The following is a 19558-nucleotide window of genomic DNA, read 5'->3' as shown; positions in this document are numbered from 1 at the left end:
CGCCCGGAACGTGTCCGGGAGATCGGGGGAAAGGTGCCCTCGCGCAATCGACCCGGCCGAGCCGGGTGCCGATGTCCGCGCGCTCAGGACCCGCCGCGGAGCAAGCTCGACGCGGCGTCCCGATCTAGTGATTCAGAGTGCCCACGAAAGCCACCGTAGCACCGGAGGATTCACTCGACCACCGATTATCCGGAGAGGCTTCCCCCGAAGACACCTGTGGCGGTGGTCGAACGAATCGACCACCGCCACAGGAGGTTCAAGCAGAGACTCAGGCCTCGATGATGAAGGCCTCGAGCTCGGCGCGAGCCTTGTCGTCGGCCATCTGGACCGGCGGGGACTTCATCAGGTACGCCGACGCCGGCAGGATCGGGCCACCGAGGCCGCGGTCCTTGGCGATCTTCGCGGCGCGGATGGCGTCGATGATGATGCCGGCCGAGTTCGGGGAGTCCCAGACCTCGAGCTTGTACTCCAGGTTCAGCGGGGCGTCACCGAACGCGCGACCCTCGAGGCGGACGTACGCCCACTTGCGGTCGTCGAGCCACTCGACGTAGTCCGAGGGACCGATGTGGACGTTGCGGTCGTGGACCTTGCCGGACAGCGGGCCGTTCAGGTTCGACGTCACAGCCTGCGTCTTGGAGACCTTCTTGGACTCCAGACGCTCACGCTCGAGCATGTTCTTGAAGTCCATGTTGCCGCCGACGTTCAGCTGGTAGGTGCGATCCAGCACCACGCCGCGGTCCTCGAACAGCTTCGCCATCACGCGGTGCGTGATGGTGGCGCCGACCTGGCTCTTGATGTCGTCGCCGACGATCGGGACACCGGCCGCGCGGAACTTGTCGGCCCACTCCGGGTCGGAGGCGATGAAGACGGGCAGCGCGTTCACGAACGCGACACCGGCGTCGATGCAGCACTGCGCGTAGAACTTGTCGGCCTCTTCCGAGCCCACCGGCAGGTAGGACACGAGGACGTCGACCTCGGCGTCCTCGAGGGCCTTCACGACGTCGACGGGCTCGGCGTCGGAGACCTCGATGGTCTGGGCGTAGTACTTGCCGATGCCGTCGAGCGTCGGGCCGCGCAGGACGGGGACGTTCAGCGGCGGGACGTCGGCGATCTTGATGGTGTTGTTCTCGCTGGCGTTGATCGCCTCGGACAGGTCGAACCCGACCTTCTTGGCGTCGACGTCGAACGCGGCGACGAAGTTGACGTCGCGGACGTGGTACTGGCCGAACTTGACGTGCATCAGGCCGGGGACGGTGGAGTTCTCGTCGGCGTCCTTGTAGTACTGCACGCCCTGGACCAGGGACGAGGCACAGTTACCCACGCCCACAATGGCTACGCGCACCGCGGTGCTGTTCTCACCCATGGTCGGGTTCTCCTTCTTTTTTCTTGGGTGCTGTTGCTGTTGATGATTGTTCGGCGGCGATCAGCTCGTTCAGCCACCGCACTTCCCGTTCGCTCGACTCGAGACCGAGCTGATGGAGCTGGCGGGTGTAACGGTCGAGCGACCCGGTGGCCCGCCCGATGGCGTCGCGGAGGCTTTCCCGGCGCTCCTCGACCTGACGTCGCCTGCCTTCCAGAATTCGCATCCGCGCCTCGGCGGGGGTGCGGCTGAAGAAGGCAAGGTGCACGCCGAACCCGTCGTCGGTGTAGTTCTGGGGCCCCGTGTCCGCCACCAGCTCGGAGAAGCGCTTCCGGCCGGCGGGGGTCAGCTCGTACACGCGACGTGCCCGCCGCTTGACGGTGCCGTCCTCGTTCTCGCCCTCGACGATCAACCCGTCCGACTGCATGCGCCGCAGCGTCGGGTACAGCGAACCGTAGGAGAAGGCGCGGAACGCACCGAGCAGCCCGGTGAGCCGCTTGCGCAGCTCGTATCCGTGCATGGGTGACTCGAGGAGCAGCCCGAGAATTGCCAGCTCGAGCATGATCACACCCCCTGAGTGTCCCGAACATAACCGATAGATGCGATTGCCAACTATATCGCACCGATATATTCGGGCACACTGTTCCGCGAAATTGCTGGTCGGAGACCTACTGGTCGGATCGGTAGACGCTGCGGACGGCGCCGTCGAAACCGACCGTCAGGAAGCCACTGGCGCCCGAGGTCTCGTTCTTCAGGTGGATGTTCACGACCGGCCCGTCGTCGCCGCGCTTCGCGTCCAGGAAGATCTGGGTCGGGTCGCTCACCCGGAGTGTGCGATCGGCGCCGTACAGCAGCCCGATCAGTCGGGGAACGTTGGGACGCAACTCGGCCAGGTCGACGGGCACGCCCTCGGTGCGACCGGGTGACCTGCCGTCGTCCGTGAGCTTTCCGTCCTCGTACGTGTACGACTGCTCGCTACCGGGCGCCCCGGGCACCGGGCGCGAGATCGACGCGTACTCGGGGTAGACGGTCAGCTGGTCGACCTGCGAGCCGCCCAGGCCCCGGGCGATGTCGTCGAGCATCTGCCCGAACCCCGCCGCGGTCATCAACTCGGTGGCGGGTGCCGCGCCGGCCGGACCGGCAACATCCCGATCCGAGGTGACCACCACGATCCCGCACACTGCGACGACGGCGGCCGCCACCGCGACGATCCAGCGGGTGCTCGGTGGCGGCGGCTGCGACGCGACGGTGTCGCTCAGTGTGGGCGGCGCCTGCAGGTCACGGACGAGTCGATCGAGGTCGTCCAGGGTGCGCGCCGACCGGGCGGCCCCCACCCGATTCCGGTGTTCGGTCTGTGAGAGTTGGCCGTCGGAGAAGGCCGAGTCGAGTGCCTCTCGCACCGCGGTGCGGTCGACGTCGCGGGCGCGAATCTGCGTCACGGGTTTCCCGAAGCTGCGCCGGTTCGGCATGCTCACCGCCCCTCGGCCGGCGAGACGTCGACGACGGTGCCGTCCATCCTGGTGTCGATCATGCCCGTCCGTTCCTCCTGGTCCTCGAACAGGACCGACACGAGAACGTCGTCGGTCGAATCCGGGCGCACGAAGATGTGCTCCACCTTGGCGGACAGAAGGCCGACACGGCCGGGTCCGGTCGCGAGCACCTCGGCGAGTCGGTCGACGTCGAGTGCCGCGAGGTCGACCGTGACGGTGTCGAGGGAACGTGACTCCAGTCCCCGCGACTTCGAGAAGCCGCCCCGGAAGCTCCAGTCCTGCGCGCGATGCGGTTGGTCCGGAACCGCCCGCGCGAGGAACACGTAGGTCGGGTAGAAGATCACGTCGTCCACCTGGAGGTCGCCGAACTTCTCCTGGTACTGGCGCAGGAAGTCGCGGATTCCGTCGGGGGAAACGGGGTCGTACGCCTCGACCACGATCGGCTCCGGCTCGCCGGGGGCGACCGGCGCTGTGGCCGGGGCTGGTGCGGCCGCGACGGTCGCGCCCGGGGCCGCGTCGTCGCCTCGACTCGTGTAGATCACCGTCCCGCAGATCGCCGCGACCGCGACCGCGATCGCTGCCACGGCGCTACGCGGGAGACGATTGCGGGGTGCCGGCGCGGACTCCCGCACGGCTTGGACGAGATGCTCGGGAATCTGCAGGTCGGCGACGAGGGCGGCGAGCTCCCCGAGCGTCTTGGCCTGCATGGCCTGCGCGGTTCGGGCCTGATACTCGGCGGGGTCGAGTTGCCCCTCGCCGTACCCGGCGTCCAGCAGTCCACACGTCTCGGCGCGATCGATGTCGCGCGCGCGGGCTTTGACAGAGGCGGGGCCGGACACGCCCGTGATCCTAGGAAACCGGTCGGAATGTCGAGCAACCACGTCCGAACCGGCGGCCCGCACGGGCGGAGAAGATCGGCGTGAGTTGCCTACCGGTCGGCGCGGCGGACGGCCCGGACCTCGCCGTCGAAACCCATGGTGAGGAAGCCGCTCGTGCCCTGTTCCGCGTTGGTCAGGTAGATCTCGGCCTCCGGGCTCTGCTCGCCCTGTTCGATCGAGATGTGCGTGGATGTCGGATCGGCGACGGCGAGTGTGCGATCGGCGCCGTAGAGCAGGCCGATCAATGTGGGCACGTTCGGGCGCAGGGGCGCCAGATCGACCGGTACTTCGCTGTCGCTTCGCGGCGAGGGAGTACCGGATTCCTCGAACCGTGCCTCGCCCTTGTCGACCTTGTACGTGTACGACTGCGACATCCCGGGCTTTCCGGGCACCTGACGCTCGACCTGTGCGAACTCGGGATACACGTCCAGCTCGTCGACGACGGAGTCCCCGAACTTCTGAGGGATCTCGTCGAGCAGTCGGCCGAGTCCGGCAGCGGTGGTCAGGTCCGCGGAACTCGCCGCGGTGTCGGACGACGACACCGAGTCGCCCGAGCTGCCCGAGTCCGACAGCCCGGACGCGACCACGACGCCTCCGACCACGAGGGCTGCCACCGCGGCGAGGGCGGCGATCCAGCGCACGCTCCGATCCCGCGGCGGGGTGGGCACCGAGTCCTGCAGTTCGCTCGGAATCTGCAGGTCACGCACGAGCCCGTCGAGATCCGCGAGGGTGCGTGCCGCCGCAGCGGACTCGAGGCGGCCTTCGTGCTCGACCTCGGACAGCTGACCGTTCGCGAAGGCGGCGTCCAGCACCTTCAGCACAGCGTCGCGGTCGGAGTCGCGGGCCCGCAGCCGCATCGAGTCGGCGATCGGGCGACGAGCGCCGGACACGGTCAGCCTCCCTCGGGCGTCGGGGCGGACGTGTGGGTGACCCGACCGTCGAACGTCGCATAGAGGTAGCCGGAGCGCAGCGCGGGATCCTCGACGTAGATGCCGATCTCGGGTTCGGCGGTGATCGGATCGGGGCGGACGATGATGTAGTCGATCCGTCCGGCCGGCAGTCCCACCAGGGACGGCGCCTCCCGGATCAGGTCCCCGAGCCGGTCGATCTCGATGCCGGCGAGGTCGACCGTCGCCGTATCCGACGAACGGGAGCTCGGCGAACCGCTCGGATCGAAACCGCGGTAGAAGTCCCAACGCTGGACGCGATGCGGCTGCTCGGGAAGCATCCGTTGGAACGAGGCGTGGCGCTGTTCGAGGTACAGGTCGTCGACGACCTGATCGCCGAACTTGGCCTGGAACAGCCGCAGGAACTCCGCGATCCCGTCGGCGGTCGCCGTATCGATCGGCTCGATCACCATCGGCTGCGGCTCGCCCGCCGGGATCGGCGCGGGCGCCGGAGCCTGCTGGGCGGCGACAACCTCGGCGGGTTCGGGCGCGGGTTCGTCTTCGCGGGTGACCAAGACCACAATTCCGACGATCACCGCGGCCGCGGCGACACCGGCGGCCACGCCGCGTGCAGGAACGCGCCGTCGAGGCGCCGCTGCCGAAGCACGGGCCGCCTCGACGAGATGGTCGGGAATCTGGAGGTCCGAGACCAAGGCGTCGAGTTCCCCGAGCGTCTTGGCCTTCATGGCCGCCGTGGTCCGGGCCTCGTATTCGGTCGGGTCGAGCTGTCCTTCGCCGTATCCGGCGTCGAGGAGCCCGCACGTCTGGGCGCGGTCGATGTCGCGCGCGCGAGTTCTGGGGGAAACCTGCTCGGGCACGCACTCGATCCTAGGAAACCGTTCGGAATGTCGACCGTCCGCGTCCGAACCGATCCAGTTGCGACGTGTCAAGACCTTGTGTCGGTCCCCACGTGCACGTACTCCCACCCCACCCGGTCGGCGGGCGACGCACGTACTCTGGTCTCCGTGCGGATACAGCGGCAGGTCGTGGACTACGCGCTGCAGCGCCGGTCCCTGCTCGCCGAGGTCTACTCGGGGCGGACCGGCGTGAGCGAGGTCTGCGATGCGAGCCCGTACCTGCTGCGTGCGGCGAAGTTCCACGGCCGCCGCAGCGAGGTCATGTGCCCGATCTGTCGCAAGGAAGAACTGACCATCGTGTCCTGGGTCTTCGGCGACAAGCTGGGCCCGGTGTCGGGCTCGGCGCGGACACCCGAGGAACTGGTTCGTCTGGCCGCAACCGAGGAGGAATTCTCGGTGCACGTGGTCGAGGTGTGCCGCACATGCAGCTGGAACCATCTGGTCCAGTCCTACGTTCTCGGTGCGGTGCCGGCGCCGAAGCGGCCGAGGAGAACCTCCTCGGCCCGTTCTCCCCGCCGCCGCACCGCGAGTGAGTAGTAGGAAGCCGAAAGCTGTGCCCACAGCACGACGTCACCGAGGACTGCCCGCAGTCACCCGACTACTGGAGATTCGTACGTGAGTTCCCCCAACAACCCGCAGGACGGCCGTCCCACAGGACCACGCCGGCCCAGCGGGCCCCAGCAGAGTGGACGACCGGCCGGGCAGCAGCCCGGCCGTCCCATGGGGGGCCCGGCTCCTCGTCGCAACCCCGGCCCGCCGCCGGCAGGCCGCCCCGGACCCGTGCCGGGTCAGGGCGGACGTCCGCCGCAGGGCCAGGGTGGCCGCCCACCGCAGGGTGGTCGTCCGCCGCAGGGGCAGGGTGGCCGTCCGCCGCAGGGTGGTCGGCCCCAGCAGGGGGCGCCCGCCCCAGGGGGCGCACGTCCGGCGCAGGGTGGAGGACGCGGTCCGGGTGGCCGTCCGCCGGCCGGCCCGCCGCCCACCGGCCGCAAGCCCGGCGGTGGATCCGGTGGTGAGCCGCCGAAGCCGCCGAAGAAGAAGGCCAAGTCCAGCAAGTGGAAGATCGCGCGCCGCACCGCGTACGCGGTCGTCGCGTTGGGCCTGATCGTGCCGATGCTGACGTTCATGGTCGCGTACGTGGCCGCGGACGTCCCGAAGCCGGGCGATATGAAGTCCAACCAGGTCGCGACGGTCCTCGCCTCGGACGGGTCGACGGAGATCACCCGGATCGTGCCGCCGGAGGGCAATCGCACCGAGGTCTCGATCGACCAGATCCCGGTGCACGTGCGCAACGCCGTGCTCGCGGCCGAGGACCGCAAGTTCTACTCCAACCCCGGCTTCTCGATCAGCGGCTTCGCCCGCGCCGCGCGTGACAACGTGCTCGGCCGGGAGAGCGCCGGCGGTGGCTCGACCATCACCCAGCAGTACGTCAAGAACGCGTTGGTCGGCTCCGAGCGCTCCCTCACCCGCAAGATGAAGGAGCTGGTCATCTCGTCGAAGATGGCCCGCGAGTGGTCGAAGGACGAGATCCTGGCCGCGTACCTCAACACCATCTACTTCGGCCGCGGTGCCTACGGCATCGCCGCCGCCGCCGATGCGTACTACGGCAAGCCGGTCGAGGAACTGACTGTCGCAGAGGGCGCCATGTTGGCGGCAATCATCCAGCAGCCGTCCAACCTCGACCCGGAATCCAACCCGACGGGCGCGGAGACGCGCTGGAACTACGTCCTCGACGGCATGGTCGACAGCGGCACACTCAGCTCCACCGACCGCGCCGCGCAGCAGTTCCCGCCGGTCGTCCCAATCGCGGAGATGGACAACGGCACCGGCGGCGGCGGTCCCGAGGGCCTGATCAAGCAGCAGGTCCTGCAGGAATTGTCGGCGGCGGGCATCAGCGAGCAGGACCTCAACACCGAGGGCCTGCAGATCACCACGACGATCGACCCGCAGGCGCAGCAGGCGGCGCTCGACGCTGTCGAGAAGTACATGGACGGCGAGCCGTCGGAGCTGCGGACCGCGGTCGTGTCGGTCGACCCGCACACCGGCGCCGTCCGCGCCTACTACGGCGGTGAGGACGGCACCGGCTACGACTTCGCGCAGGCCGCCCTGCAGACCGGCTCGTCGTTCAAGGTGTTCGGCCTCGCGGCCGCGCTGGACCAGGGCATCCCGCTGTCGCAGATGTACGACAGCGGCCCGCTCACGGTCAACGGCATCTCGATCGGCAACGTCGAGGGCGAGTCCTGCGGCACGTGCACCATCGCCGAGGCGCTCAAGCGGTCTCTGAACACGAGCTTCTACCGGCAGATGCTGCAGATGGACGACGGCCCGCAGGCCATCGCCGACATGGCCCACAAGGCCGGCATCCCCGAGAAGCTCCCCGGCGTCGGCGAGACGCTCACAGAGCCGGGCGGCGTCGGCCCCAACAACGGCATCGTGCTGGGCCAGTACCAGTCGCGGCCGCTCGACATGGCGTCCTCGTACGCGACGCTGGCCGCATCGGGCACGTACCACGAGCCGTACTTCGTGCAGAAGGTCGTCACCTCCGACGGCACCGTCCTGCTCGACCGCGGCACGCCGGTCGGTGAGGACCGCATCGACGCCGCCGTGGCCGACAACACCACCGCCGCGATGACCCCGATCGCCGCGTACTCGCGCGGGCACGGGCTGGCCGGGGGACGCCCGTCGGCGTCGAAGACCGGTACCGCACAGCTCGGCGACACCGGCTCCAACAAGGACGCCTGGATGGTCGGATTCACCCCGTCGCTGTCGACGGCGGTCTGGGTCGGCACCGAGGAGGGTCTGCCGCTGGAGAACAGCTACGGCGGAATGATCTACGGTTCGGGTCTGCCGTCGGACATCTGGAAGGCCACGATGGACGGCGCGCTGAAGGGCACCGACATCGAGAAGTTCCCGACGCCCGATCCCATCGCCGGTCAGGCCGGTGTGCCGGAGTACTCGGCACCGGCCGCGCCGAAGACGACGTCGGCGGCCCCGTCGAGCTCCGGGCAGTCGACCACGACACTCCCGCCGATCGAGATCACCACGACCAACGTGGAGATCCTGCCGGGCGTGACGATCCCGATTCCGGGCGTCGTGCCGGGCCGGACCACCCCGTCGTCGCCGACGGACACACCGGACTCGTCCACCACGGAGCCGGACGAGCCGCCGACCGGCCAGGGCCAGGGGCAGGGTCAGGGCCAGCTGCGGTTCGCCCCGCAGCCCGTGCCCGCCGGGTAACCGTTCCCGGTAGCCTCGCGGAGTGGCCGACAACACAACGGGCAGCACAGAAACCCGCGACGGCGTCGAGCTGGTGTCACCGGCACCGCTCGCCGCCGATCGCCGGTCCGCGGACTGGCGGGACGTGCCGGGCCACACGGATCCGCTGACCGCGCGGCTGACGTCCACGATCGGTGGTCCGGTCGGTCGGCACGCGCTGATCGGCCGGACCCGCTTCTTCACGCCGATGCGGGTGATCCTGCTGCTGGCCGTGGTGTTCCTGAGCCTCGGCTGGTTCAGCAAGGCGGGTTGCATCCAGCAGGGCCCGGTGGGCGCCAACGGCGCCCTCGGACTGGACTGGGGCGGCAACCGTCAGTACGTCGCGATGTGTTACTCCGACACCGTCCCGCTCTACGGCGCCGAGCACCTCGACGAGGGTGCCTTCCCGTACAAGAAGTGGTGGGAAGAGTCCAGATCCGACGGCTCGGTGCAGCGCCGCTACATGGAGTACCCGGTGCTGTCGGGGCTGTACCAGTACGGCTCCATGGTGGTCGCGAAGGCGTGGCACGCGACGCCGTGGCTGCCCGGCGGCCTGCAGGTGGTCATCTACTTCAACGTCGTCGCGTTCGGTCTGGCGATGGCGTGGCTGGTGACGGTGTGGGCGAGCGCGCTGCTGGCCGGTAGGCGCGTGTGGGACGCCGCGCTCGTCGCGTGCTCGCCGCTGGTGATCGTGCACGCCTTCACCAACTTCGACCCGCTGGCGACCGCCTTCGCGGCCGGCGGCCTGCTGGCCTGGGCGCGGAAACGCCCGGTGCTGGCGGGCGTCCTGCTCGGCCTCGGCGGCGCCGCGAAGATGTATCCGCTGCTGCTGCTCGGCCCGCTGCTGGTGCTGTGCCTGCGGGCCGGGAAGATGCGGGCGTGGTGGCAGTCCACGCTCGCCGCGCTGGCCGCATGGCTGGTGGTGAATCTGCCGATCGCGCTGCTGTTTCCGCGCGGCTGGGCGGAGTTCTTCCGGCTCAACTCCGAGCGCGGGGCGGATCCCGACTCGATCTACAACGTGATCGCGTCGTTCACCGGATGGGCCGGGTTCGACGGTCCGCTGGCACCCGGCGAGTCGCCGAGCGTGCTGAACACCGTGTCGTTTCTGCTGTTCGCCGCAGTCTGCGTCGGCATCGGTTACGTCGCGCTGACGGCCCCGCGGCGCCCGCGGGTGGCGCAACTGTGCTTCCTGCTGGTCGCCGGGTTCCTGCTCACCAACAAGGTGTGGAGCCCGCAGTACTCGCTGTGGCTGGTCCCGCTCGCGGTCCTGGCCCTCCCCCACCGTCGGATCCTGCTGGCGTGGATGACGATCGACGCCCTCGTCTGGGTGCCGCGGATGATGTACTACCTCGGCGTCTCGAACAAGGGCCTGCCCGAGGTGTGGTTCACCGGGACCGTCCTGATCCGGGACCTCGCCGTCGTCATGCTGTGCGTGCTGGTGTTGCGGCAGATCTACCGGCCGTCGGAGGACCTGGTGCGATTCGGTTTCATCGACGATCCCGCCGGCGGCGTCCTCGACCAGGCCGAGGACGCGCCGCCGCGGTGGTTGCCGGCGTGGCTGCGACCGAAGATCCCGGAACGGGCGTCAGCCGGTGCGCCCGACGAGAAGGCGCGCGTCGGAGGGTGACCGCTGCGCCGCAGACGCCGGCGCGTCGACGGTGCGGCGCAACGGCACCCGCAGCAGCAGGACGAAGAACGTCACGAGGAGCACGGCTTGGCTCCACACGCCGAGCTTGACGACGAATTCGGCTGTGGCGGCGTCGGATCGGGTGAGCGCGTCGAACCAGCGGAACACGCCGATGCCGAGGGTCAGGTCGGCCGCGAGGTAGGCGCCGACGAGCGACCAGGGCACGCGCAGCAGGACGAGGAACGGGATCAGCCACAGCGTGTACTGCGGCGAGTGCACCTTGTGCAGCAGTACGAACGCGCACAGCATCGCGCCGCTGACCCCGATCCACGGGTAGACGCCCTCCCGTTCGAATCGCCTCCAGCCCAGCCACAGTGCGAGACCGAGCGCCGCGAACAGCAGCACCGGCGAGGCGATGCCGACGAGGTGGTGGTAGGCGTCGGAGCCCTGACGGCCGCCGCCCATCAGTGGCCGCAGCCCCCAGTACCAGATGCTGTTGCTGGTGAGATCGGCCTGCCGCTGCAGTTGGAACGTGAACGACGCGCGCCAGCCGGGGTAGTCGGCGAGCGCGAACGGCAGGTTGATCGCCACCACCGTCCCGGTGGCGGCCGCGATCACCGCGGCCGCACCGCGGACGTCGAGGCGGCCCCGCGGGCGTCCGGCGGTGAGGACGTACAGCGCCAGCGGCAGCACGAACAGGCCGGGATAGAGCTTGAGGCAGAACCCGGCGCCGAGCAGGACCGCGGCCAGCGTCCCGCGGGTGCGCAGCGACCACCGCTGCGACGCCATCACCGCGATCGCGCCGACCGACGTCGCGACCACCGGCAGGTCCCAGTTGTGGAAGCCGTACATCACCAGTGGCGGCGCGGCCGCCCACAGCAGCGCCGCCCGGCCGGCGAGCCGGCCCAGCAGCCAGGCGGTGAGCAGCCCGAACGGCGCCAGCAGCAGCGCCGAGTGCAGCAGGAAGGCGGCGTCGGTGTGCGCGCCGAGGCCGCCGATCCACATCAGGAGCCCGCTCAGCACCGGGTATTCGACGGTGCCCGGGACGAGCAGGCCGTCGCCGGTGATCCCGCCGGTGTACGGGAACAGGTGCTGGTCGATGCCGCGGCCCAGCCACAGGAACTGGATGTCGGAGTAGCAGACGTCGCGGTCCCGGATCCGGTCGAAGATCAGGCTGCGGCCGTCGGCGGCGAACGGCGGACCGGCGCAGCGGGCCTTGTCCAGGTACGCGAACACGAGGGTGAGCAGGCAGGCGGTGAGGATCGTGACCATCGTTCCGGCTCGGAAGCCGGTCGCCGTCCGCATGCATTCCAGCGTAAGGCGATCCGGGGCCGATGTGGGATCGGCGGCTGCCGGAGGCACGCCCACAGATCAATTTCCCAGGTCACAGGCCACTCGTGTACCCTGCAAAGGTTGCTGACGCAACGACCCTCCTGCCACGGACAGTCCGTGGCCGTTTCACAGTCCATAGGAGGTGATGAGGTCTTATGCGTCATTACGAATTGATGGTCATCCTCGACCCCAGCCTGGACGAGCGCACTGTCGCCCCGTCGCTGGATACGTTCCTCAATGTCGTCCGTAAGGACGGCGGCAGTGTCGACAAGGTCGATGTCTGGGGCAAGCGTCGTCTCGCGTTCGAGATCGCCAAGAACGCTGAAGGCATCTACGCGGTCATCGACATCACCGCCGAGCCGGCCACCGTCAAGGAGCTCGACCGTCAGCTGGGTCTGAACGAGTCGGTGCTGCGTACGAAGGTCCTGCGCCACGGCAAGTGATTCCCGTCTGATCCGGGCACGGCCGCTGGTAGTCGGTACCAGCACCTAGGCTCTGGACCAACAGGAACTCCACACACAGCAGGAGGAACCACATGGCAGGCGACACCGTAATCACCGTCATCGGAAACCTGACGGCTGATCCCGAGCTTCGTTTCACCCCCGCGGGTGCCGCGGTCGCGAACTTCACCGTCGCGTCCACGCCCCGCACCTTCGACCGTCAGACGAACGAGTGGAAGGACGGCGAAGCGCTGTTCTTGCGCTGCAACATCTGGCGCGAGGCTGCGGAGAACGTCGCGGAGAGCTTGACCCGCGGCTCGCGAGTGATCGTGAGCGGACGGCTCAAGCAGCGCTCGTACGAGACCCGTGAGGGCGAGAAGCGCACTGTCGTGGAGCTCGAGGTCGACGAGATCGGCCCCTCGCTCCGCTACGCCACTGCCAAGGTCAACAAGGCCAACCGCGGAGGCGGTGGCGGTGGTGGCTTCGGTGGTTCTTCCGGCGGATCCGGCGGCGGACGTCCGGCGTCCAACTACAGCCAGGGCGGAGACGATCCGTGGGGCAGCGCGCCGCAGGCGGGCTCCTTCGGAGGCTCCCAGGGCTCGGACGACGAACCGCCGTTCTGATCCGTATCGAATCGGAACATCCAGAAAACGGAGATAGACATGCCGAAGCCGCCGCTGCGCGACAAGGTTATGAAGAAGAAGGTCTGCACGTTCTGCAAGGAAAAGAACACGCAGATCGACTACAAGGACACGACGCTGCTGCGTAAGTACGTCAGCGACCGCGGCAAGATCCGCGCCCGCCGTGTCACCGGCAACTGCGTCCAGCACCAGCGGGACATCGCGGTCGCCGTGAAGAACTCGCGTGAGGTGGCCCTGCTGCCTTACGTCTCGACGGCCCGCTAAGGAAAGGGAGGGACGACATGAAGCTGATCCTCACCGCTGACGTGGACAACCTCGGTGCGCCTGGCGACACCGTTGAGGTCAAGGACGGCTACGGCCGTAACTACCTGCTCCCGCGCGGCCTGGCCATCGTCGCCACCCGTGGCGCCGAAAAGCAGGTCGAGGGCATCCGTCGCGCCCAGGAGGCGCGCGCGGTCCGTGGTCTCGATCACGCCAAGGAGCTCAAGGCTGCCATCGAGGGTCTCGAGGGTGTGTCGCTGTCGGTGAAGACCGCTGGTGACTCGGGCAAGCTGTTCGGTTCCGTCACCGCGGCCGACGTTGCAGGCGCCATCAAGGCTGCCGGCGGCCCGGTCGTCGACAAGCGCAACCTGGAGCTGCCGAAGGCCCACATCAAGGCCACCGGCAAGCACCTCATCGTGGTCAACCTGCATCCCGAGGTTGCCGCCAAGTTCCACCTGAACGTCGTCGCCGCCTAGTCGACCCGTTCGATCGAACGGCCCCGCGGACTTCATGTCCGCGGGGCCGTTCGTGCTGCTGGGGACGGGCTGTGGATGGATCCGCCACTCGGCGCCGATTCTGTGACCTGTGCCATACCTGGATTGGGTGGCTGTTTACCCAACACGCCCGGGTTGTCAACCGGAACGACACGCCGAATGACTTTCCATCCACAGGGGTGTGAAATCAAAAACTGCCGTCTACCTGGGGATTGTTCAGTGTGATGTTCATCTGTCCCCAGGTTGTCCCCAGTTTTCCCCAGGCGGTTAACATCCTGACCTCGCACCTCCCCAATTCATCCACAGCTGTGTACACAGGTGGGTTTGGTGACTGGGTTGTCCGGCCCCTAACGTCGTCGCGAGCATGTATCTCGGCCGCCCGCGAGGCGGCACGGTTTTGTCGGGGTACACGGGTACAAAGAGTGTGAAAGGCGTCTTCCGTGCCGGTCGTCGTGCAGTGCGCGACGACGTCGGACGGCGTCGCGTGGAAGGGCGGTCGCGTTGGCGGTTGTAGATGATCGTGGTCATTCCGAGTACCCGGGACCCCCGGAGGAGCCGAGCGAGGAGTTCGGGCGGCAGCCTCCGCACGACATGGTCGCGGAGCAGTCGGTGCTCGGCGGCATGCTGCTGAGCAAGGACGCGATCGCCGACGTCCTCGAGGTGCTGCGGCCCGGCGACTTCTACCGCCCCGCCCACCAGTCGGTGTACGACGCGATCCTCGACCTGTACAGCCGCGGCGAGCCGGCCGACCCGGTCACGGTGTCGGCGGAACTCGACCGCCGCGGCGAACTGCGTCGCATCGGCGGCGCCCCCTACCTGGTGACGCTCACCCAGACGGTCCCCACCGCCGCGAACGCCGCCTTCTACGCGGAGATCGTCGCGGAGAAGTCGGTGCTGCGCCGCCTCGTCGACGCCGGCACCCGCATCGTCCAGTACGGCTACTCCGGCGCGGACGGTCAGGACGTCGCCGCGGTGGTCGACCGGGCGCAGGCCGAGATCTTCGAGGTCACCGAGCGCCGCACCACCGAGGACTTCATGCCGCTCGAGGAGCTGCTGCAGCCCACGATGGACGAGATCGACTCCATCGCCAGCCGCGGCGGCATCTCGCTCGGCGTGCCCACCGGTTTCAGCGAGCTCGACGAGATCACCAACGGCCTCCATGCCGGTCAGATGATCATCGTGGCGGCGCGGCCCGGTGTCGGTAAGGCCCTCGCCCTCGACACCCCGCTGGCCACGCCGACCGGCTGGACCACGATGGGCGAGGTCGGCGTCGGCGATCAGCTGATCGACGCGCACGGCAAGCCCACCACCGTCGTGGCGGCCACCGACGTCATGACCGGTCGGCCCTGCTACGAGGTGGAGTTCTCGGACGGCACCGTCATCGTCGCCGACGAGCAGCATCAGTGGCTGACGGAGACGCGGGCCTCGCGGCGCTCCGCCCAGCAGGCGGCCACCGGCCGCAACGGATACAAGAGTCAGCGCACCTTCGCCGAGGTGCGGACGACGGGCGAGATCGCCACGACGCTGCGGTGCGCGACGGCGGACCGTCGGATCAATCACTCGGTGACGAATACCGAGCCGCTGCAGTTGCCTGCACAGGATCTGCTCATGCCGCCGTACACGCTCGGCGCGTGGCTGGGCGACGGCACCTCCGACGCGTCGCAGTTCACCACCGCGGACCCCGAGATCATCATGATGATCGAGGCCGAGGGACTGGTAGCCGTGCCGTCGGAGACCGCTCGGATGCGCTACAGCCTCAAGCTTGCGCCCGAAGAGCCGATCGAGGCTCGGGATTGTGTTGTGTGCGGTAAGAGTTTCGTACCCCTCACCAGCGAGGTGCGGACATGTGGTCAATCCTGCGGCGGTAAGGCCCGTTTCGTGTCCGCGCCGGTTCCGGCACCCACGTGCCCGGTCTGCGGCGGCAAGTCGATCGGCCTGCGGATGTGCCAGACATGCCGGAACACTGTCGGTAGCGTCCGATCCCGTCTACGCACCCTCGGCGTGCTGGGCGACAAGCACATTCCGACGCAGTACCTGCGTGCCTCGGAATCGCAGCGCCGGGCGCTGTTGGCCGGCCTGCTCGACACGGACGGCACCGTCACCCACGGTGGCTCGGTGCAGTTCACGGGGACCAACGAGCGTCTCGTCCGCGACGTCGCGGAACTTGTGGTCAGCCTCGGGTACCGCGTGCAAACGAGCACCAAGCCGGTGCGCGGGCGCACCGAAGCGTCGTCGACCGCGTTCACGCTGACGTTCGGCGCGGACGACGAGGTCTTCGGTCTGCCGCGGAAGGCGCTGTTGCACAAGGAGCGTCGTGCTGCCGGTGGCACGGCCCGCATCGGTTCGCGGTACATCGTGGACATCCGCAAGATCGACAGCGTGCCCGTGCGGTGCGTCGAGGTCGACAACGCCGACCACCTGTATCTCGCCGGTCGGTCGATGGTGCCGACGCACAACTCCACAATCGGTATGGATTTCATGCGGTCGTGCTCCATCAAGCACGGCATGGCGAGCGTCATCTTCTCGCTGGAAATGAGCAAGACCGAGATCGTGATGCGTCTGCTGTCGGCGGAGGCGAAGATCAAGCTCTCGGACATGCGCTCGGGCAAGATGTCCGACGACGACTGGACGCGTCTGGCGCGGCGGATGAGCGAGATCAGCGAGGCGCCGCTGTTCATCGACGACTCCCCCAACCTGACGATGATGGAGATCCGCGCGAAGGCACGCCGGCTCAAGCAGAAGCACAACATCCGGCTGATCGTCATCGACTACCTGCAGCTGATGTCGTCGGGCAAGAAGGTCGAGTCCCGTCAGCAGGAAGTCTCGGAGTTCTCCCGAAGCCTCAAGCTGCTGGCGAAGGAACTCGAGGTCCCGGTGATCGCGATCTGTCAGCTCAACCGTGGTCCCGAGCAGCGAACGGACAAGCGCCCCCAGGTTTCCGACCTCCGCGAGTCCGGTTCGCTCGAGCAGGACGCCGACATGGTCATGCTGCTGCACCGTCCCGACGCCTTCGAGCGCGACGATCCGCGCGGCGGCGAGGCCGACATCATTCTCGGCAAGCACCGCGGCGGTCCGACGGCCACCATCACCGTCGCGCACCAGTTGCACTACTCGCGGTTCGTGGATATGGCGCGGGGGTAAGTTACCACCACTCCGCAGCAGCGCAGCGGGAGGGCGGGCACTGAGTGCCAGGCGGGAGAGGGATGTGCGGCGATCTAAAACTGATGGAGGTTGTTGACAGTCGGGTCTTCCGATTGAGAGGAAGATCCCCATGTCACCACGAGAGCTCTAGCTCCGAGGGAACGGGCTTAGCCGGTCAGGCCTCGCCTGGAATGAACGGTGTCTCCTGGTAGACGCAGTAGTTCAGCCAGTTGGAGTACAGCAGGTGCCCGTGGCCGCGCCATCGGTTGAGTGGGATGGCGGTGGGGTCGTCGCCGGGAAAGTAGTGCGCCGGAGCTGGGACCGGCAGTCCTTGCTCGCTGTCGCGGCGGTATTCACGTGCCAAGGTGTCCGCATCATATTCCGGGTGACCGGTCACGAAGACCTGGCGGCCGTCCGCGGTGGCTGCCAAGTAGACTCCGGCCTCCTCGCTCACCGCCAACACGTCGACCTCACCGGTGGCCTCGATGTCGGCGGCGTGGACATCGGTGTGCCGTGAGTGCGGCGCTAGGAACTCGTCGTCGAACCCGGTGACGATCGGCGATCGCGCGCCAGTGATTCGATGGGAGAATACACCGGAGATTTTCTGTGGAACTTCGTGCTTGCGGACACCGTAGTGGTGGTAGAGGGCCGCCTGCGCACCCCAGCAGACGTGCAGAGTCGACTGCACGGCGCTGCGGGACCAGTCGAGGATCTTGGTCATCTCCGGCCAGTAGTCGACGTCCTCGAAGTCGAGTTTCTCGATCGGCGCCCCGGTGACGATGAGGCCGTCGAAGTGCATGTGGGCCACGTCATCGAAAGTTGAGTAGAACGATTCGAGGTGCTCTGCGGAGGTGGTACGCGAGACATGGCTGGCCATGTGCAGCAGGGTGATCTCGATCTGCAGAGGAGTATTGCTGAGCAACCGCAGTAGCTGCGTCTCGGTGCTGACCTTCATCGGCATCAGATTCAAGATGGCGATCCGCATAGGGCGAATATCCTGGTGTCCAGCACGCTCGTCGGACATGACAAAGATTCGCTCCGCCTCCAGGATGGCCCTGGCGGGAAGATCGCGCGGCACAGTGACAGGCATCGCCCAGCAGCTTAGTCCGCCTCCGGTTGCAGACAGGGACCGGAGCCTCAATAGCTCACGGACGCGAAACCCACACGCCATCGTGGTCCCGCCTACTGGCTCCTGGCCGGCCTGGCCCTGACCCAGAGTCGCCCGGATAGAGCGATGCGTCCGACGCCAACGATCTCGGCGATCTCGTTCTGGGTCATACGTTTACGGTGTCGGGGCGGGCATGCGTCGTGGAAGATCTTGAGAATCCCAGGTGGCTCGGACAAGTAGGCCATGAACCTGCAGCTGCTGCTGGCCGCTGAGCCGGGGACGCCTTCCCGGTGTTCGTTGTTGAAGTCCGGTCGAAGCCTGGTGCGGGTCAGACACTTTGCAGAATTCGCCGTGCACGAGTGGTACAGCGAGACTCGGTTACTGGCCGCCGAGGGCGATGGTGGCCTGGCGCGTCGTCTCGAGGAGTGCTGTGGTCCACTCCCGGCATTGGGCCGGGGTGGCGTCGGCGCGTTCGGGGACCAGGGTCAGGGTGTATTGCTGGGCGCCGTGCCGATCGAAGATGGGGGCACTGATGTGAGCGACCGGGGTGGTGGTCGCATCGCGTGGGATCGTGGCGAGGTACTCGGACCAGTCGGTCGCGGGGAGGTGTCGGCAGAGTTCGTCGATGACTCGCTGCGGCATTCCTGAGGACAGGAGGCTGGCGAGCACGACGGTCGAGGTGCTCGACGTGGGTAGGCATTCGATGATGTAGCCGCGCTGGCGTCCATCGGCGATGATCGCGCGGACCTTTTCGTCGCCAGTCGCGAGGGGGATCAGTGACGGCCGGCCGAGCCACGCATCGACCACAGCGTCGTGCTCCCATGCGATGTTCACCAGCCCCAGGGGCGGAGCCAGCGGCAGTCTTTCGCCGACGAGGTCACGGCGGTCGCCGATCATGGCAGCGCCGAGCCTGTCGAGAATCACGATCTGGCCCTCGTGGACGGCGCTGAGGACGCAGCTGACACCCAGGCGGTCGTGCAGATCGGTGATGAGCGGGCGAACCAGATCGAGGTTGGCAAGGCCGGATTCGGCGGCCGACCCGAGGCGTAACAGCGCGGGGCCGAGTCCGTACGACTTCGCGTCGTCTCGAGTGACGAATTCCGCATCCGTGAGCGCGGTGAGGATACCCAGACAGGTGGGTTTGTTCAGGCCGAGAGCAGCCGAGACCTGTGTGAGCGTGAGCCGTTCGCGCGGCGCGTCTGCCAGCAGGTTGAGGATCTGGACGACCCGCTCGGTCGGCGGTGACTTCCGATCGACCGAGGTCCGGGTACCGGATTCGCCGCGGCCGACCCTTGAGGCGTTGGGCGAAGTGTGCTTAGAATCACCCGCCGAATTGAAATTCTGCATTCATATTTTGTAACACACGTGCCGGCTGGGATCCAGGTCTTCTGCCCGCGGCACTGACCAACCCCGATCACCGCCACCCGGAGAGCAGACCATGAGCCCCACTCATCCCGATGTACTGGAACCGGCCAAGTTGGGTCCGATCACGTTGCGTAACCGCATCATCAAGTCCGCGACGTTCGAGGGGCGGACCCCGCAGGCGCTGGTCACCGACGCGTTGATCGACTTCCATCGCCGGCCCGCTGCGGGTGGGGTCGGTATGACGACCGTGGCGTACTGCGCGGTGCAGCCCGAGGGGCGTACCGAGCGCGGTCAGCTGTGGATGCGGCCGGAGGTGGTGCCGGGTCTGCGCAGGCTCACCGACGCGATCCACGCCGAGGGGGCGG

At 67.9% G+C, this 19558-nt stretch carries 18 protein-coding genes; 9 read left to right on the top strand and 9 right to left on the bottom strand.

What is annotated here, in order from left to right; translation table 11 throughout:
• Positions 1–268 precede the first annotated feature (268 nt).
• From EGT67_RS19575 to EGT67_RS19550, 6 genes are all read right to left on the bottom strand, one after another.
• Entirely contained in the window at positions 269–1363 is a 1095-nt protein-coding gene (locus tag EGT67_RS19575) for an inositol-3-phosphate synthase (RefSeq protein WP_127917769.1), read from the bottom strand.
• Positions 1356–1922 (bottom strand): PadR family transcriptional regulator, encoded by a 567-nt coding sequence (locus EGT67_RS19570; protein WP_127917768.1) that lies wholly within the window; start codon positions 1920–1922, stop codon positions 1356–1358. Before EGT67_RS19570 ends, EGT67_RS19575 begins: the two co-directional genes overlap by 8 nt.
• A 106-nt stretch (positions 1923–2028) precedes the next feature.
• The gene (locus EGT67_RS19565; protein ID WP_241566128.1) at positions 2029–2799 is read right to left on the bottom strand and encodes a DUF1707 SHOCT-like domain-containing protein; all 771 of its coding nucleotides are present in this window, start codon (positions 2797–2799) and stop codon (positions 2029–2031) included.
• 32 nt (positions 2800–2831) lie between these two features.
• The gene (locus EGT67_RS19560) at positions 2832–3689 is read right to left on the bottom strand and encodes a DUF1707 SHOCT-like domain-containing protein (protein WP_127917766.1); all 858 of its coding nucleotides are present in this window, start codon (positions 3687–3689) and stop codon (positions 2832–2834) included.
• A gap of 89 nt (positions 3690–3778) precedes the next feature.
• Positions 3779–4618 carry a DUF1707 SHOCT-like domain-containing protein gene (locus EGT67_RS19555; protein WP_241566127.1) on the bottom strand — a complete coding sequence of 280 codons (840 nt, stop codon included), beginning with the start codon at positions 4616–4618 and terminating at the stop codon, positions 3779–3781.
• A gap of 2 nt (positions 4619–4620) precedes the next feature.
• On the bottom strand, positions 4621–5493 hold the full coding sequence (locus tag EGT67_RS19550) for a DUF1707 SHOCT-like domain-containing protein (protein ID WP_127917765.1): 873 nt from the start codon (positions 5491–5493) through the stop codon (positions 4621–4623).
• A 147-nt stretch (positions 5494–5640) separates the two neighbouring features.
• Between EGT67_RS19550 and EGT67_RS19545 the strand changes: the two genes are divergently transcribed.
• From EGT67_RS19545 to EGT67_RS19535, 3 genes are all read left to right on the top strand, one after another.
• Positions 5641–6069, top strand: coding sequence for a DUF5318 domain-containing protein (locus EGT67_RS19545; protein ID WP_127917764.1), 429 nt, complete (start codon positions 5641–5643; stop codon positions 6067–6069).
• Between the two features lie 243 nt (positions 6070–6312).
• The gene (locus tag EGT67_RS19540; RefSeq protein ID WP_338324877.1) at positions 6313–8766 is read left to right on the top strand and encodes a transglycosylase domain-containing protein; all 2454 of its coding nucleotides are present in this window, start codon (positions 6313–6315) and stop codon (positions 8764–8766) included.
• 22 nt (positions 8767–8788) lie between these two features.
• Complete coding sequence (locus EGT67_RS19535) at positions 8789–10411, top strand: glycosyltransferase family 87 protein (protein WP_127917763.1); 1623 nt, start codon at positions 8789–8791, stop codon at positions 10409–10411.
• On the opposite strand, the gene EGT67_RS19530 is transcribed toward EGT67_RS19535, so the two are convergent.
• The gene (locus tag EGT67_RS19530; protein WP_127917762.1) at positions 10370–11716 is read right to left on the bottom strand and encodes a glycosyltransferase 87 family protein; all 1347 of its coding nucleotides are present in this window, start codon (positions 11714–11716) and stop codon (positions 10370–10372) included. The genes EGT67_RS19535 and EGT67_RS19530 overlap by 42 nt on opposite strands.
• 182 nt (positions 11717–11898) lie before the next feature.
• Between EGT67_RS19530 and rpsF the strand changes: the two genes are divergently transcribed.
• From rpsF to dnaB, 5 genes are all read left to right on the top strand, one after another.
• Positions 11899–12186, top strand: coding sequence for a 30S ribosomal protein S6 (rpsF, locus tag EGT67_RS19520; protein WP_031936843.1), 288 nt, complete (start codon positions 11899–11901; stop codon positions 12184–12186).
• Positions 12187–12278: 92 nt separating this feature from the next.
• Positions 12279–12806 (top strand): single-stranded DNA-binding protein, encoded by a 528-nt coding sequence (locus EGT67_RS19515; RefSeq protein ID WP_127917761.1) that lies wholly within the window; start codon positions 12279–12281, stop codon positions 12804–12806.
• Between the two features lie 39 nt (positions 12807–12845).
• Positions 12846–13088 carry a 30S ribosomal protein S18 gene (rpsR, locus tag EGT67_RS19510; protein WP_127917760.1) on the top strand — a complete coding sequence of 81 codons (243 nt, stop codon included), beginning with the start codon at positions 12846–12848 and terminating at the stop codon, positions 13086–13088.
• 17 nt (positions 13089–13105) lie between these two features.
• A complete protein-coding gene (gene rplI / locus EGT67_RS19505) occupies positions 13106–13561 on the top strand; it encodes a 50S ribosomal protein L9 (RefSeq protein ID WP_127917759.1) in 456 nt (151 codons plus the stop codon).
• 519 nt (positions 13562–14080) lie between these two features.
• Complete coding sequence (gene dnaB / locus EGT67_RS19500) at positions 14081–16720, top strand: replicative DNA helicase (protein WP_127917758.1); 2640 nt, start codon at positions 14081–14083, stop codon at positions 16718–16720.
• Positions 16721–16895: 175 nt separating this feature from the next.
• Here dnaB and metA read toward each other — a convergent pair whose 3' ends face one another.
• Both metA and EGT67_RS19490 read right to left on the bottom strand, forming a co-directional pair.
• Positions 16896–17810: a homoserine O-acetyltransferase MetA gene (metA, locus tag EGT67_RS19495; RefSeq protein ID WP_127917757.1), complete on the bottom strand. Its 915-nt coding sequence runs from the start codon at positions 17808–17810 to the stop codon at positions 16896–16898.
• Positions 17811–18206: 396 nt separating this feature from the next.
• Complete coding sequence (locus EGT67_RS19490) at positions 18207–19175, bottom strand: IclR family transcriptional regulator (RefSeq protein ID WP_127917756.1); 969 nt, start codon at positions 19173–19175, stop codon at positions 18207–18209.
• Between the two features lie 91 nt (positions 19176–19266).
• Here EGT67_RS19490 and EGT67_RS19485 point away from each other — a divergent pair.
• On the top strand, positions 19267–19558 hold a 292-nt coding region (locus tag EGT67_RS19485), incomplete at its 3' end, for an oxidoreductase (protein ID WP_476742041.1).

It is taken from the genome of Prescottella agglutinans (assembly GCF_004011865.1).
GTDB classification, from domain to species: domain Bacteria; phylum Actinomycetota; class Actinomycetes; order Mycobacteriales; family Mycobacteriaceae; genus Prescottella; species Prescottella agglutinans.
The sequence above is the reverse complement of the archived record's forward strand: the minus strand, read 5'-3'. Positions and strand labels throughout refer to the sequence as shown.

Bases quoted from the DNA above. Each gene is read 5' to 3' on its own strand.
- metA (WP_127917757.1), bottom strand. From the start codon at position 17,810: ATGCCTGTCACTGTGCCGCGCGATCTTCCCGCCAGGGCCATCCTGGAG.
- EGT67_RS19515 (WP_127917761.1), top strand. From the start codon at position 12,279: ATGGCAGGCGACACCGTAATCACCGTCATCGGAAACCTGACGGCTGAT.
- EGT67_RS19575 (WP_127917769.1), bottom strand. From the start codon at position 1,363: ATGGGTGAGAACAGCACCGCGGTGCGCGTAGCCATTGTGGGCGTGGGT.
- rpsF (WP_031936843.1), top strand. From the start codon at position 11,899: ATGCGTCATTACGAATTGATGGTCATCCTCGACCCCAGCCTGGACGAG.
- rplI (WP_127917759.1), top strand. From the start codon at position 13,106: ATGAAGCTGATCCTCACCGCTGACGTGGACAACCTCGGTGCGCCTGGC.
- EGT67_RS19530 (WP_127917762.1), bottom strand. From the start codon at position 11,716: ATGCGGACGGCGACCGGCTTCCGAGCCGGAACGATGGTCACGATCCTC.
- rpsR (WP_127917760.1), top strand. From the start codon at position 12,846: ATGCCGAAGCCGCCGCTGCGCGACAAGGTTATGAAGAAGAAGGTCTGC.
- EGT67_RS19570 (WP_127917768.1), bottom strand. From the start codon at position 1,922: ATGCTCGAGCTGGCAATTCTCGGGCTGCTCCTCGAGTCACCCATGCAC.
- EGT67_RS19490 (WP_127917756.1), bottom strand. From the start codon at position 19,175: ATGCAGAATTTCAATTCGGCGGGTGATTCTAAGCACACTTCGCCCAAC.